At 70.6% G+C, this 14,779-nt stretch carries 13 protein-coding genes; 6 read left to right on the forward strand and 7 right to left on the reverse strand.

Annotation, left to right across the window (positions count from 1 at the left end; translation table 11 throughout):
- Nucleotides 1-23: 23 nt before the first annotated feature.
- From OHT74_RS11230 to OHT74_RS11255, 6 genes are all read right to left on the reverse strand, one after another.
- Entirely contained in the window at nt 24-1,442 is a 1,419-nt protein-coding gene (locus OHT74_RS11230; RefSeq protein WP_266663228.1) for an NAD(P)/FAD-dependent oxidoreductase, read from the reverse strand.
- 21 nt (nt 1,443-1,463) lie between these two features.
- Nucleotides 1,464-2,258 carry an ABC transporter permease gene (locus OHT74_RS11235; RefSeq protein ID WP_328620179.1) on the reverse strand — a complete coding sequence of 265 codons (795 nt, stop codon included), beginning with the start codon at nt 2,256-2,258 and terminating at the stop codon, nt 1,464-1,466.
- Nucleotides 2,258-3,187 carry an ABC transporter permease gene (locus OHT74_RS11240; RefSeq protein ID WP_266663231.1) on the reverse strand — a complete coding sequence of 310 codons (930 nt, stop codon included), beginning with the start codon at nt 3,185-3,187 and terminating at the stop codon, nt 2,258-2,260. Before OHT74_RS11240 ends, OHT74_RS11235 begins: the two co-directional genes overlap by 1 nt.
- Nucleotides 3,184-4,335 (reverse strand): ABC transporter ATP-binding protein, encoded by a 1,152-nt coding sequence (locus OHT74_RS11245; protein ID WP_328620180.1) that lies wholly within the window; start codon nt 4,333-4,335, stop codon nt 3,184-3,186. The genes OHT74_RS11240 and OHT74_RS11245 overlap by 4 nt, the downstream gene beginning before the upstream one ends.
- A gap of 71 nt (nt 4,336-4,406) precedes the next feature.
- A complete protein-coding gene (locus tag OHT74_RS11250; RefSeq protein ID WP_266663235.1) occupies nt 4,407-5,657 on the reverse strand; it encodes a polyamine ABC transporter substrate-binding protein in 1,251 nt (416 codons plus the stop codon).
- Nucleotides 5,658-5,785: 128 nt separating this feature from the next.
- Nucleotides 5,786-7,303 carry a gamma-aminobutyraldehyde dehydrogenase gene (locus tag OHT74_RS11255; protein ID WP_266663237.1) on the reverse strand — a complete coding sequence of 506 codons (1,518 nt, stop codon included), beginning with the start codon at nt 7,301-7,303 and terminating at the stop codon, nt 5,786-5,788.
- Between the two features lie 182 nt (nt 7,304-7,485).
- Between OHT74_RS11255 and OHT74_RS11260 the strand changes: the two genes are divergently transcribed.
- Nucleotides 7,486-8,040 (forward strand): NADAR family protein, encoded by a 555-nt coding sequence (locus OHT74_RS11260; protein ID WP_266663239.1) that lies wholly within the window; start codon nt 7,486-7,488, stop codon nt 8,038-8,040.
- 480 nt (nt 8,041-8,520) lie between these two features.
- Nucleotides 8,521-10,107 (forward strand): TROVE domain-containing protein, encoded by a 1,587-nt coding sequence (locus OHT74_RS11265; RefSeq protein ID WP_328620181.1) that lies wholly within the window; start codon nt 8,521-8,523, stop codon nt 10,105-10,107.
- A 137-nt stretch (nt 10,108-10,244) separates the two neighbouring features.
- Here OHT74_RS11265 and OHT74_RS11270 read toward each other — a convergent pair whose 3' ends face one another.
- Nucleotides 10,245-10,904, reverse strand: a complete 660-nt coding sequence (locus OHT74_RS11270) for a DUF4190 domain-containing protein (RefSeq protein WP_328620182.1) — start codon at nt 10,902-10,904, stop codon at nt 10,245-10,247.
- 111 nt (nt 10,905-11,015) lie between these two features.
- On the opposite strand from OHT74_RS11270, the gene OHT74_RS11275 reads away from it, so the two are divergent.
- The 4 genes from OHT74_RS11275 to OHT74_RS11290 are packed head-to-tail and all read left to right on the forward strand — an operon-like array spanning nt 11,016 to nt 14,719.
- Nucleotides 11,016-12,041 carry an adenosine deaminase gene (locus OHT74_RS11275; RefSeq protein ID WP_328620183.1) on the forward strand — a complete coding sequence of 342 codons (1,026 nt, stop codon included), beginning with the start codon at nt 11,016-11,018 and terminating at the stop codon, nt 12,039-12,041.
- Between the two features lie 22 nt (nt 12,042-12,063).
- Nucleotides 12,064-12,771 (forward strand): glycerophosphodiester phosphodiesterase, encoded by a 708-nt coding sequence (locus OHT74_RS11280; RefSeq protein WP_266663247.1) that lies wholly within the window; start codon nt 12,064-12,066, stop codon nt 12,769-12,771.
- Nucleotides 12,768-13,961, forward strand: a complete 1,194-nt coding sequence (locus OHT74_RS11285) for a sensor histidine kinase (protein WP_443047353.1) — start codon at nt 12,768-12,770, stop codon at nt 13,959-13,961. Before OHT74_RS11280 ends, OHT74_RS11285 begins: the two co-directional genes overlap by 4 nt.
- On the forward strand, nt 13,958-14,719 hold the full coding sequence (locus tag OHT74_RS11290; protein ID WP_328620185.1) for a response regulator transcription factor: 762 nt from the start codon (nt 13,958-13,960) through the stop codon (nt 14,717-14,719). The genes OHT74_RS11285 and OHT74_RS11290 overlap by 4 nt, the downstream gene beginning before the upstream one ends.
- Nucleotides 14,720-14,779: the final 60 nt, after the last annotated feature.

Consider the following 14,779-nt stretch of genomic DNA (forward strand, 5'->3'; position numbering starts at 1 on the left):
CATCGTGCGGTCATGGGCCCCGGTCAGCTGTCGAAGCCGAGGCCGAGCTTGTCCAGGGCCTTCAGCCACAGGTTGCGGCGCCCGCCACGGGCGTCCGCCCGGGCCAGGGACCACTTGGTGAGGGTGATCCCGGTCCACGCGAAGGGCTCCGGCGGGAACGGCATCGGCCGGGACTTCACCATCTCCAGCTCGGTCCGCTCGGTGCGGGCCCCGTTCAGCAGGTCCAGCATCACGTCGGCGCCGAAGCGGGTGGCGCCGACGCCGAGCCCGGTGTAGCCGGCCGCGTAGGCGACCTTGCCGCCGTGCGCGGTGCCGAAGAAGGCGGAGAAGCGGGAGCAGGTGTCGATGGCCCCGCCCCAGGCGTGGCTGAACTTGATGCCCTCCAGCTGCGGGAACGCGCTGAAGAAGTGCTGCGCGAGCTTCAGGTACGTCTCGGGGCGGTGGTCGTACTCGGAGTCGAGCTTGCCGCGGTAGGGGTAGATGGCGTCGTAGCCGCCCCACAGGATGCGGTTCTCCGGGGTGATGCGGAAGTAGTGGAACTGGTTGGCGCTGTCGCCCAGGCCCTGGCGGTTCTGCCAGCCGATGGCCCCCAGCTGTTCGGCGGTCAGCGGTTCGGTCATCAGCGCATAGTCGTAGACCGGGACCGTGAACGGGCGGATCCGCTTGACCAGGGACGGGAAGATGTTCGTGCCCAGCGCCACCCGCCGGGCGTAGATCCGCCCGTACGGGGTGCGCACGGCCATCCCGGCGCCCGAGGAGGCCAGCGACAGCCCGCGGGTGTTCTCGTAGATCCGCACACCCAGCGACAGGCAGGCCTCCTTCAGGCCCCAGGCGAGCTTGGCGGGGTTGAGCATGGCGACGCCGTCGGTGTCCCACAGGCCCGCGAGGAACGACGGCGAGTCGACCTCGGCGCGCAGCTCCTCGCGGTCCAGCCAGCGCGAGCCGCCCGCGAGGCCCAGCTTCCCGGCCTCCTCGTACAGCTCGCGCAGCTCCTCGACCTGGTGGGGCTCGGTGGCCACGTCGATCTCGCCGGTGCGCTCGAAGTCGCAGTCGATGCCGTAGCGGGCGATGGCCGCCTCGATCTCGTCGAGGTTGCGGGCGCCCAGCTCCTCCAGCTTGGCGAGCTCGCCCGGCCAGCGGGCCATGCCGTTGGCGAGGCCGTGCGTGAGGGAGGCGGCGCAGAAGCCTCCGTTGCGTCCGGAGGCGGCCCAGCCCGCCTCCTTCGACTCGATCAGGACGACGTCCCGGGCGGGGTCGCGCTCCTTGGCGATCAGCGCGGTCCACAGTCCGCTGTACCCGCCGCCGATGACGAGCAGGTCGCAGGCCTCGTCCGAGGTCAGCGCCGGCTGTGCGGCGGGCTTGCCGGGGTCGTCCAGCCAGTACGAGACCGGCAGTGCTTCTGAAAGCGATTGAGCAACACTTCGCATGGCGACTGGGGCCATGGCTTCCAACTCCCTACAGAGTTACTTGGGCTGTGCGTTCTTGCGGCGGTTCCCGACCATCTGGCCGGTGAGCACCACCAGCACCGCGATGACGAACATCGCCGTGCCGATGACGTTGATCTGGACAGGCGTACCGCGCTGGGCCGATCCCCACACGAACATGGGGAAGGTGACGGTGTTGCCCGAGTTGAAGTTGGTGATGATGAAGTCGTCGAACGAGAGCGCGAAGGAGAGCAGCGCGCCTGCGGCGATACCGGGTGCCGCGATCGGCAGGGTGACCCGTACGAAGGTCTGCACCGGGCCCGCGTAGAGGTCGCGGGCGGCCTCCTCCAGCCGCGGGTCCATCGACAGGACGCGCGCCTTGACGGCTGCGACGACGAAGCTGAGGCAGAACATGATGTGGGCGATCAGGATCGTCCAGAAGCCGAGCTGGATGCCCATGTTCAGGAAGAGCGCGAGCAGCGAGGCCGCCATCACGATCTCGGGCATGGCCATGGGCATGAAGATCAGCGAGTTGACCGCGCCGCGCGCCCGGAAGCGGTAGCGGACGAGCGCGAAGGCGATGGCCGTACCGAGGACGGTCGCGACGACGGTGGCCCACACGGCGATCTGGAGCGACAGGGACAGGGAGCCGCACAGGTCGGCGACCCCGCAGGGGTCCTTCCAGGCGTCCAGTGAGAACTCCTGCCAGGCGTAGTTGAACCGCCCGACGGGGTTGTTGAAGGAGAAGACCGTCACGACGACGTTCGGCAGGATCAAGTACGCGAGCGTGCCGAGTCCGAAGATGACGACGAGATTGCGCCGGAGCCAACGCATCAGACCAGGTCCTCCGTCCCCGCTCGGCGGATGTAGATGGTGACCATGATCAGCACGATGGCCATGAGGATGAAGGACAGCGCGGCGGCCGTCGGGTAATCGAGGATGCGCAGGTACTGCGACTGGATGACGTTGCCGATCATCCGGGTGTCCGTGGAGCCGAGCAGCTCGGCGTTCACGTAGTCGCCGCTCGCCGGGATGAAGGTGAGCAGGGTCCCGGAGACCACGCCCGGCATCGAGAGCGGGAAGGTCACCTTCCGGAAGGTGGTGGCGGGGCGGGCGTACAGGTCCCCGGCCGCCTCGTGGAGGCGGGTGTCGATCCGCTCCAGGGAGGTGTAGAGCGGAAGGATCATGAAGGGCAGGAAGTTGTACGTCAGACCGCAGACGACGGCGAGCGGCGTGGCGAGCACCCGCTCGCCCTCGGTCATCCCGAGCCAGCTGGTGACGTCCAGGACGTGCAGGGTGTTGAGGACCTCCACCACCGGGCCGCCGTCGGCCAGGATCGTCTTCCAGGCGAGCGTGCGGATCAGGAAGCTGGTGAAGAACGGCGCGATGACCAGCACCAGCAGCAGGTTGCGCCAGCGGCCCGCCTTGAACGCGATCAGGTAGGCCAGCGGGTACCCGAGCAGCAGGCACAGGACGGTCGCGGTGCCGGCGTACAGCAGGGAGCGCAGGAACTGCGGGTAGTACTCGGTGAGGGCGTCCCAGTACGTCTGGAAGTGCCAGGTGACCTGGAAGCCCTCTTCGAGGGAGCCCGTCTGCACCGACGTGGAGGCCTGGTAGATCATCGGCAGGACGAAGAAGACCAGCAGCCACAGGATGCCGGGGATCAGCAACCAGTACGGGACGAGCCGCTTGCGCAGCGACGGCTTGTGGACCGGGGGTTCGGTGGTGGCTTCGGCCTCCGGCGGCGCGGCGGTGGCGGTCATGCGCCCTCCTCGACCGTCTCGATGCCCGCGTCGATGTCTTGTGCGGCGTCGAGCCCGAACGTGTGCTCCGGGTTCCAGTGCAGGACGACCTCGGCGCCGGGGGCGAGGCGCGCGTCCCGCTCGATGTTCTGGACGTACACCTCCAGCTCGGGGCAGACCTGGCTGTCGATGACGTACTGGGTGGAGACGCCGATGAAGGAGGAGGCGGCTATCGTGCCGCGGACCTTGTTGCGGCTGGCCGCGACGGAGTCCTCCTCGTCCGCGTGGACCAGGGATATCTTCTCGGGACGCACCCCGACGAGCAGCTTTCCGCCGGCCTTGGGGGTCGTCGAACACCGGGCCGCGGGCAGCCGCAGCTTCGTTCCCGCCGAGCTGACCATGACGTCGGCGCCGCCGGCCTCCAGGACCTCGGCCTCGATGAGGTTCGAGGTGCCGAGGAAGTTGGCGACGAACGTGGTCTTCGGGTTCTCGTACAGCTCGGCGGGGGCGCCTAGCTGCTCGACGCGGCCGCCGTTCATCACGGCGACCGTGTCGGCCATGGTCATGGCCTCCTCCTGGTCGTGCGTGACGTGCACGAAGGTGATGCCCACCTCGGTCTGGATCCGCTTGAGCTCCAGCTGCATCTGGCGGCGCAGCTTGAGGTCGAGGGCGCCGAGGGGCTCGTCGAGGAGCAGCACCTGCGGGTGGTTGATGAGCGCGCGGGCAACGGCCACGCGCTGCTGCTGGCCGCCGGACAGCTGGTGCGGCTTGCGCTGGGCGAACTGGCCCAGCTCGACCAGCTCGAGCATGTCCTCGACCTGCTTCTTGACGGACTTGATGCCGCGGCGGCGCAGTCCGAAGGCCACGTTCTCGTAGATGTTCAGGTGCGGGAACAGCGCATAGCTCTGGAACACCGTGTTGACGGGGCGCTTGTACGGCGGCAGCTGGGTGACCTCCCGGTCCCCGAGGTGGACCGTACCGGTGGAGGGCTCCTCCAGGCCGGCGATCATGCGCAGGGTGGTGGTCTTCCCGCAGCCCGAGGCGCCGAGCAGGGCGAAGAAGGAGCCCTGGGGGATGGTGAGATCCAGCGGGTGCACGGCGGTGAACGAGCCGTAGTGCTTGCTGATCCCGGCGAGGCGGACGTCGCCGCCCGCGGTCTTGTCAGTCATGGGTCGCGGCCTTCGGTGGTGGTGTCGTCGGAAGGGTGCGGGGCGCGGGTGCCGGCACGGAAGGGGGTTCGTCAGGCTCCGATGAGCTTGGCGAACTTCTCTTCGTACGCGGTCTCTTCCTCACTGGTGAGGGAGCGGAAGGCGTGGGCCTTGGCCGCCATCGCCTTGTCCGGAATGATCAAGGGGTTGTCCGCGAGCTCGGGGTCGATCTTCGCAAGGTCTTCCCTCACGCCTTCGACCGGGCATACGTAGCTGATGAACGCGGCCAGCTGGGCGGCGATCGGCGGCTCGTAGTAGAAGTCGATGAGCTTCTCGGCGTTGGCCTTGTGCCCTGCGTGGGCGGGGACCAGCAGGTTGTCGCTGGAAGTGATGTAACCGGGTGCCGGGATCGCGTACTTGATGTCCGGGTTGCCGGCCTGGAGCTGGATGATGTCGCCGGCCCAGGCCAGGCAGGCGGCGAGGTCGCCCTTGTCGAGGTCCGACGTGTAGTCGTTGCCCGTGAAGCGGCGGATCTGCTTGGTGTCCACGCCCTTCTGGAGCCGGCCGATGGCCGCGTCGTAGTCGGCGGTGGTGAAGTTCGCCGGGTCCTTGCCCTGGTCGAGCAGGGTCATGCCGACGCTGTCGCGCATCTCGGTGAGGAAGCCGACGCGGCCCTTGAGGGAGGGGTCGTCGAGCAGCTGCGTGACGGAGTCGACCTTCTTGCCGTCGGTCGCCTTCGCGTTGTAGGCGATGACGGTGTCGATGCCGGTCCAGGGGTAGCTGTACGACCGGCCCGGGTCCCAGTCGGGGTTGCGGAACTGCGGGATCAGGTTGGCGTAGGCGTGCGGGAGGTGGGAGGGGTCCAGCTTCTGCGCCCAGCCGAGCCGGATGATGCGGGCGGCGAGCCAGTCGGTGACGACGATCAGGTCGCGGCCGGTGTCCTGGCCGGCCGCCAGCTGCGGGCGGACCTTGCCGAAGAACTCGACGTTGTCGTTGATGTCCTCGGTGTACTTGACCTTGATCCCGGTGCGCTTGGTGAACTCCTCCAGCGTGGGGTGGGTCTTCTCGTCCTCGCTGGTGTCCATGTACTCGGTCCAGTTGGAGAAGTTGATCTCCTTCTCCTGGTCCGAGCGGTCGTCGGAGGCGACGGCCGTGTCACCCGCGCGTTTGGCGGGCGGGATACCGCAGGCGGACAGGGAGGCCAGACCGCCGAGGGTGAGCGCGCCGATCCCGGAGGCGCGCAACAGTGAGCGGCGGGTGAGGGCGCCCCGCCCGCTGGTGAGGCTGCGCCGCATCGCGGCGAGTTGCGCCGCCGAGAGGCGGTCGGGCTCGTACTGCTCCATGAGCTGCCCTTTCGGGAGGGGTGGCGCCGCTGGTCAGGCGGCCGGCTGCCATTCGGCGGAAGCCGTGGACGGTTTGGGGGTGTCCGGCGGATCAGGGCCCATCCGACCCTGATCCGCCGGGCACCCCCCTAGATGCGGTCCCCGAAGATGGTGCGGTGCCAGTCCTTCGCGGCCACCGCCGTGTTGTCGTACATCACGTGCTTGACCTGCGTGTACTCCTCGAAGGAGTAGGCGCTCATGTCCTTTCCGAAGCCACTCGCCTTGTAGCCGCCGTGGGGCATCTCGCTGATGATCGGAATGTGGTCGTTGACCCAGACGCAGCCCGCCTTGATCTCGCGGGTGGCCCGGCCGGCCCGGTAGACGTCGCGGCTCCAGGCGGAGGCGGCGAGGCCGTACGGGGTGTCGTTGGCCAGCTCGATGCCCTCGTCGTCGGTGTCGAAGGGCAGGACGACGAGGACCGGGCCGAAGATCTCGGACTGGACGACCTCGCTGTCCTGGGCGGCGCCGGAGACGAGGGTGGGCCGGTAGTACGCGCCCTCGGCGAGCTCGCCCCCCGGGATCTCCCCGCCGGTGACGACGGTGGCGTATCCGCGGGCGCGCTCCACGAAGGCGGCGACCCGGTCGCGCTGGGCGTGCGAGACCAGGGGGCCGAGGTCGGTGGCCGGGTCGAAGGGGTCGCCGAGGCGGACGGTCTCCATCAGCTCGGACACGCGGGCGACGAAGGCGTCGTGCAGGGGGCGCTGGACGTACGCGCGGGTGGCGGCGGTGCAGTCCTGGCCGGTGTTGATCAGGGACGCGGCGACGGCGCCGTGCGCGGCGGCCTCCAGGTCGGCGTCGTCGAAGACCAGGAAGGGCGCCTTGCCGCCGAGCTCCAGGTGGAGCCGCTTGACGGTGGCGGTGGCGATCTCGGCGACCCGCTTGCCGACGGCGGTGGAACCGGTGAAGGAGGTCATGACCACGTCCGGGTGCCCGACCAGGTGCTCGCCCGCGTCCCGGCCCGCGCCGGTGACGATGTTGACCACGCCGTCGGGCAAGCCCGCGTCCTTGGCCGCCTGGGCGAACATCAGGGAGGTGAGCGGGGTCAGCTCGGCGGGCTTGAGGACGATCGTGTTGCCCGCGGCGATCGCCGGAAGGATCTTCCAGGCGGCCATCTGGAGCGGATAGTTCCAGGGCGCGATGGAGCCGACGACCCCGATGGCCTCGCGGCGCACGTAGGAGGTGTGGTCTCCTGAGTACTCAGCTGCCGCCTGCCCCTGCAGATGCCGGGCGGCGCCCGCGAAGAAGGCGGTGTTGTCGATGGTCCCCGGTACGTCGAACTCGGTGGACAGCTTGATCGGCTTGCCGCACTGCAGGGACTCGGCGTACGCGAAGTCCTCCGCCTGCTCGGCCAGCACGGCGGCAAGCCGGTGCAGGGCGTCCGAACGCTCACCGGGAGTGGCCGCGGCCCAGGCCGGGAAGGCCCGCTTGGCGGCGGCCACGGCCGCGTCGACGTCGGCGGTGGAGGCGAGCTCGTACGTGAGCACCTCCTCGCCCGTCGCAGGGTTCACGATGGTGTGCGACCGGCCGGAGGTACCGGACCTGAGCTGCCCGTCGATGTACTGCGCGCCGTCTGCGAAGCGGTCCTTGACCTGGAAGCGATTACCCATGACGCTCTCACGCTCTCCGTAGCTTCAGCTCGAATTGAGTGCCGATCCTGGCAGAGGTGGTCCCCACCGCCAAGTGATTCCGTTGTTGCCTTTTGATTACGCGACGGAATCGGTCGACCATGTGTCGAGGCACGTCCCAAATCCCGTACGAAGTGTCAGTGGCGACTGCCACACTCGCGTGCATGGAGATGATCGACAAGTTGATCGAGCAGGTCAGCCGCGGTGAGCGGGTGAAGTACCTGCCGTTCTGGGGGCACCGGCCGCGTCCGGACGGGACGCTCGGGCCCAGCTGCATGAGCCAGTGGTGGCCGTCCGAGTTCACCGTGGGTGATGTCCGCTATGCCACGGCCGAGCACTGGATGATGGCCGGCAAGGCTCGGCTGTTCGGCGACCCCGAGGCGGAGCGCGCAGCGCTGGAGGCGCGGACTCCGGCGGAGGCCAAGAAGGTCGGGCGGCTGGTGCGCGGCTTCGACGCGGCGGTATGGGAGCAGGAGCGGTTCGCGTTGGTGGTGGAGGGCAGCGTGCACAAGTTCGCCTCGACCCCCCAGCTGCGCTCGTACCTGCTGTCCACCGGGAACCGCGTGCTGGTGGAGGCGAGTCCGATGGACCGCATCTGGGGCATCGGGCTGGCGGCGGACGACGAGCGCGCCCTCGACCCGTCCCGCTGGCGCGGTCTGAACCTGCTGGGCTTCGCCCTGATGGAGGCCCGCGACCGGCTGCGTACGGACGCCGCCTGACCTCGGCCGGACGGGATCTTAAATGCGTGGCGGACGGGCGGGCGGGCCGCCTACCGTAGGACTCGTCCAGGTGCGCAGGCGAGACCTACTTCCACTCTTAATGGGCAGGTCGCGGGTTCGAGTCCCGCCACCGGCTTCCGGGCCGGTGTAGCTCAGTTGGCAGAGCAGCACGTGGTTTCGCCGACCTCGAACTCTGGACACCTACGTCACGCACCTCCCGGTGCGCGGGCTGCGGCTCCTTCTCTCCCAAGAATCCCAAGCCGCCGCCACCTTGATCTCGGGAGGCACGCGTGTGGGATGCCCGGTGCGCAGGCGACGGTTACTTCGGGGACCAGGAGGTCGCGGGTTCGAATCCCGCCCGGCTCCGGCCGGTGGAGCAGCTTGGCAGCTCGCCTGGATATAAGTCCGTCGCCGACTCTGATCTCGGGCATCCCGCACGTCACGCCTCCCCCACGTTCTGCTGAATTCGGGGGGATTCACATGGCTCGCTTCAACCTGCGCCGCGCGTCCAAGGCCGTACCCGCGGCCGCCTCGCCCGTGCGCTCCACCGGCCGCACCGCCAACCACCAGGGCAGCCGCGGCTTCGCCCGCGACCCGCGCTCCGAGCTGTTCCTGCTCGCCGTCGCCAACTTCGTGACGCAGCGGACGTTCTACGAGAGCGGCGAGGCCCGCGACGACCGGTTCTCCGCACTCGTGCGCCGCTTCGCCGTCGAGGACCCCGCGTGGACCGCCGGCCTGCTCGGCTGGCTGCGCACCGACGCGAACATGCGGACCGCCTCGCTGGTCGGAGCGGCCGAGTACGTCAAGGCGCGGCTCGACGCCGGAGCCACGGAAGGGCCTTCGAACCGCCAGGTCGTGGACTCCGTACTGCGGCGCGCGGACGAGCCCGGTGAGCTGCTGGCCTACTGGACCGCGACGTACGTGCGGAACGTGCCCAAGCCGGTCAAGCGCGGTGTCGCGGATGCCGTCCGCAGGCTCTACTCCGGCACCTCGCTGCTGAAGTACGACACCTCGTCCAAGGGCTTCCGTTTCGGCGACGTGCTGAACCTCGTGCACGCCTCCCCCGATCCCGCCAAGGCCTGGCAGGGCGAGCTGTTCCGGTACGCCCTCGACCGGCGGCACCACCCCGAGACGGCGCAGGTCCCGGCCGGCAACCGCACCCTGGTCGCCCACCGGGAGCTCATGGAGCTGCCGGTGGAGGAGCGCCGGGCCGCGGTCACCGCACCGGACGGGGCCGAGCGGCTCGCCGCCGCGGGCATGACCTGGGAGGCGCTGGCCGGGTGGCTCCAGGGGCCGATGGACGCGGCCGCCTGGGAGGCGGTCATCCCGTCCATGGGCGCGATGGCGCTGCTGCGGAACCTGCGCAACTTCGACCAGGCCGGTGTCTCGGACGCGGTGGCCGCGCAGGTCGCGGCGAAGGTCTCCGACCCGGAGGTCGTCGCCCGGTCCCGGCAGTTCCCGTTCCGCTACCTGGCCGCCTACCAGCACGCGCCCTCGCTGCGCTGGGCGTACCCGCTGGAGCAGGCACTCGGCCACTCGCTGGCCAACGTACCGGCCCTGCCCGGCCGGACGCTGGTCCTCGTGGACCGCTCGGGGTCGATGTGGGCGCCGCTGTCGGACCGTTCGCAGCTCAACCGGGCGGACGCGGCGGCCGTGTTCGGCACGGCGCTGGCGCTGCGCGCCGAGGATGCGGACCTGGTGCAGTTCGGGACGGACAGCAAGCAGGTCCCGTACCACCGGGGCGAGTCCGTACTGAAGGTGCTGGAGCGGTTCGAGGACCTCGGCGGCACCTACACCGCCGAGGCGGTGCGGCGGTACTACAAGGGGCACGACCGGGTCCTGATCGTCACGGACGAGCAGGCCACGTACCAGTACGGCGGTGACCCGACGGCCCTCGTCCCCGACGAGGTCCCGGTGTACACCTGGAACCTGGCCGGGTACCGGGCGGGCCACGCGCCCTCCGGGTCCGGGAACCGGCACACCTTCGGCGGGCTCACCGATGCGGCCTTCCGCATGGTGTCCCTGATCGAGGGCGGCGTGGACGCCGACTGGCCGTGGGTGGCGTAGGCCCCGGTACGGGCTGACGGACGGACAGACAGACAGGCGGCCGGACGGAACAGGGCCGGGAGCGGGCAGCGTATGCCCGGTCCCGGCCCTGTTCCGTGTTCTCTGCAGCCTGCAGCCTGTCGCCCGCGGCCGCTGTGTCAGACGTTCTCGCGGATCCGCGTCGGCGCGGCCGGGCCGTCGAAGTCGGAATCGCTGCCCGGGTCACCGAGCAGGACCCCGGCGATCACGAGCGCGATCATCAGAATGCTGATCAGGATGCTGACCGAGCCCAGGATGATGCCGGCCAGTGCCATCGAGCCGTTGTCGGCCTCACCGCGCCGGGCCTTGCCGCGGCCCAGGGCGCCGAAGATGACCGCCGGGACTCCGAACAGGACGCCCAGGTAACAGGTGACCACGCCGATGATGCCGAGGACGAGAGCGGTGACGCCGAAGCCGTTGCTCTTCTGCGGATAGGCGGGGTACCCGGGGTATCCCTGATAGCCCGGGTACCCATACGTCGGCTGCGCCGGCGGCGGTCCGGGGTACGCGTAGCCCCCGGGATCCGGCTGGGCCGGATACCCGTACGCGGGCGGCAGCATCGCGGCCGGCTCGGACGTGGCCGCCGGAGCCTGTACCGGCGCCGGCCCCGGTATCTGCGCCGGCGGGAAGTCGGCCCCCGGCATCCCCGCGATCGTCGGCTGGTCGTGCACGGACGGCGGACCCGACACGCCCTGCGTGGCCTGCGGTTTGCCGAGTTCCACCGCCGGCCGCTCCGGCGGCGCCCACGGGTCCCTCGGCTCGGGGCTCTGATCGGTCATGCGGCGCCCCCCTCTCGTACGGCCATGCTAAGCGCTGCCGCCGACAGTCCCGGAGCTGCCTACGATGAAGCCCGATCTGTCCGCACCCGCGTCCCTCCCGGAGGCTCCCTCATGCCCGACCTGAACCCCTTCATCGCAGGGCTGCCCAAGGCGGAACTCCATGTCCATCACGTCGGTTCGGCCTCCCCGCGCATCGTCGCCGAACTCGCCTCCCGCCACCCCGACTCCAAGGTCCCCACCGACCCCGAGGCACTCGCCGACTACTTCACGTTCACCGACTTCGCGCACTTCATCGAGGTCTACCTCTCCGTCGTCGACCTGGTCCGCACCCCCGACGACGTACGCACCCTGACCTTCGAAGTCGCCCGCGACATGGCCCGGCAGAACATCCGCTACGCCGAGCTGACCATCACCCCGTACTCCTCCACCCGTCGCGGCATCGACGAGAAGGCCTTCATGGAGGCCATCGAGGACGCCCGCAAGGCCGCCGAGACCGAGCTCGGCGTCATCCTGCGCTGGTGCTTCGACATCCCGGGCGAAGCCGGCCTGGAGGCCGCCGCCGAGACCGCGCGCCTCGCCGTCGAACTGCGCCCGGAGGGCCTGGTCTCCTTCGGCCTCGGCGGCCCCGAGATCGGCGTCCCGCGCCCGCAGTTCAAGCCGTACTTCGACGCCGCCCGGGCGGCGGGCCTGCACAGCGTGCCGCACGCCGGCGAGACCACCGGCCCGGAGACCATCTGGGACTCGATCCGCGACCTCGGCGCCGAGCGCATCGGCCACGGCACCAGCGCCACCCAGGACCCGGAGCTCCTCGCGTACCTCGCCGAGCACCGGATCGCGCTCGAGGTCTGCCCGACCTCCAACATCGCCACGCGCGCCGTGACCGACCTGGATCTGCACCCCGTCAAGGAGATGGTGCAGGCGGGCGTGCTCGTCACCATCAACAGCGACGACCCGCCGATGTTCGGCTCGGACCTCAACAACGAGTACGCGGTCGCAGCGCGGCTGCTCGACCTCGACGAGGGCGGGCTCGCACAGCTGGCCAAGAACGCCGTCGAGGCCTCATTCCTGGACGAGGCCGGCAAGGCGAAGATCAACGCGGAGATCGACACGTACACCGACGCCTGGCTGGCGAGCTGACGGACTGCGGGGAACGCCGACAATGGCAGTCATGCGCACCCTGACTGCCGTCGGCCACCGCGGCGATCCCTACCGTGTCCGCGAGAACACCCTGCCCTCGATCCGCTCGGCCTTCGCACGCGGAGCGGACGCGGTCGAGATCGACGTACGGCTGACCCGCGACGGGGAGGCGGTGCTGCTCCACGACGAAACGCTCCAGCGACTGTGGGGCCATGACGTGCGGCTCGACGCCGTCACGGCCCCGCAGCTGAAGGAGTTGACGGACGGTGGGATCCCGACGCTGCGCGAGGCCCTGACGGCGTCGGGTGCGGGCCGGGTGATGATCGACCTGCCGGGCGCGACGCCCGAATCCGTGACGACGGTCGTCGGCCAGGTCCGGGAGTGCGGGGCGCGCGAGCGTACGTACTACAGCGCGGGGCCGGACACCATGCTGGCCGTGCGCGCCGCCGATCCGGGCGCGGAGATCGCGCTGACGTGGACCACGCTGGCGCCGCCGCGCCGGGTGCTCATCGACGCGGTGGCGCCGACCTGGCTCAACTACCGCTTCGGGCTGGTCAGCCGGGAACTGACGGACGCCCTGCACCGGGACGGCCTGCTCGTCTCGGCCTGGACGGCGGACACCACGCGGACGATGCGCCGGCTGATCGCGGCCGGGGTGGACTCCGTCACCACCAACCGGGTGGACGCGCTGGCGGGCGTACGGGCCGAGTTCGGGCTGCCCAGCCGGTGATACGCGCCTGGGGGGAGCGGATCCGGCAGGCGGATCCGCGGTGGCGGGACCTGGGACTGACGCTGCTGGTTCAGGTGGCGACGACGATTCCGTTCGTCGTGCCCCGCGATCCGCTGGATTCGCCGGCCACCTGGCCGGCGTACCTGCTGACCACGCTGGGCAATGTGCCGCTGGTGTGGCGGCGGCGCGCGCCCGTGTCGGCGATCTTCGGGATGGTCGCGGCCGGCTCGGTCTACACGCTGGCGCTGGACGGCCCCGGGCAGCCCCTGCCGTACGCCCCGCTGATCGGCGTGTACACGATGGCGCTCCTGTGCCCGGCCCGGGTGCGGATCACGATGGGTGTGACCCTGGCGGGGCTGATCCTCGCCTCCGTGGCGCTCAACACCGGGACGGCCAGGGAGCTGTTGTTCGCGCTGTTCGTCTTCGCGGCGGCGTATGCGCTGGGGCGGCTCCAGTACACCCGCCAGGCCTACACGGCGGCGATCGAGGCGCGGGCCGCCGAGCTGGAGCGGGCGAACCGGATCGAGGCGGAGCAGGCCGCGGCGCGCGAACGGGCACGGATCGCACGGGAGATGCACGACATCCTCTCGCACGCGGTCAGCATCATGATCGTGCAGGCGGAGGCCGGTCCGGTCGCGGTGCGCAGGGCTCCGGAGCGGGCGGAGGCGGCCTTCGACGCGATCGCCGAGACGGGGCGGGACGCGATGGCGCAGCTGCGGACGATGCTGGGAGTGCTGCGGACGGACGGCACGGAGCGGGCGGCGCCGCGCGCGCCGCAGCCCGGGATCGAGGAGCTGCCGGGGCTGCTGGAGCGGGTCCGGGACAGCGGGCCGCAGGTGTCGTACGAGCGGACGGGCGCGGTGCGCGCGCTGCCCGCGGCGCTGGAGGCGACGGTGCACCGGGTGGTGCAGGAGGCGCTGACGAACGTGGTGAAGCACGCCGGGGCTCCGGCGGTGTCCGTACGGCTGGAGTACGGGACGGAGTCGCTCACGGTGACGGTGACGGACGACGGCCGGGGCCCGGGTCCGGGAGCTGCTGCCGGCGTGCCCGGCGGCGGGCACGGACTGATCGGGATCCGGGAGCGGGCGGCGGCGCACGGCGGGACGGCGGAGTGCGGTCCGGGGCCCGGTGGCCTGGGGTTCTCGGTGCGCGTCGTCCTTGTAACCTCGCCGCTGGAGGTGGGACGTTGACGATCCGTGTGGTGGTGGCCGATGACCAGGAGCTGGTGCGCAGCGGTTTCGCGATGATCCTGGACGCGCAGGAGGACGTCGAGGTCGTCGCGGAGGCCGGGGACGGCGCGGCGGCGGTGGCGGCGGTGCGGGAGCTGAGGCCGGACGTGGCGCTGCTGGACATCCGGATGCCGCTGCTCGACGGGATCGAGGCGTGCCGGGCGATCTCGGCCGGGACCTCGTGCCGGACGGTGATGCTGACGACCTTCGACTCGGACGAGTACGTGTACGAGGCGCTGCACGCGGGGGCGAGCGGGTTCCTGCTGAAGGACGTGCGGCGGGACGACCTGGTGCATGCCGTACGGGTGGTGGCCGCGGGCGAGTCGCTGCTGGCGCCTTCGGTGGCGCGGCGGCTGATCGAGGAGTACACGGCGGCGACGGCGCGGCCGGCGGCCGCGGGGGCGCTGCCCGCTCAGCGGCTGGAGGGGCTGACACCGCGGGAGCGGGAGACGCTGCTGCATCTGGGGCGGGGGCTGTCGAATGCGGAGATCGCTGCCGCGCTGGTGGTGAGTGAGCACACGGTGAAGTCGCACGTGGGTCATGTGCTGGCGAAGCTGGGGCTGCGGGACCGGATCCAGGCGGTGATCTGCGCGTACGAGACGGGCCTGATCGCGGCCGGGAGCGGGGCAGGGACAGGGGCCGGGACCGAGGCCTGGACCGGGGCCCGGACCGGGGCCCGGACCGGAGCTGGCTCCGGGGTATCTCCCTCTGGGGAGTGAGAAGCCGGCGGTCGGATCCCTCGCACCGGTGAGTTGTCGTACCGGTGAAGACCCCTCTCT

Origin of the sequence: Streptomyces sp. NBC_00354 (assembly GCF_036106915.1) — a bacterium.
In the GTDB taxonomy this organism is placed as follows: Bacteria; Actinomycetota; Actinomycetes; order Streptomycetales; family Streptomycetaceae; genus Streptomyces.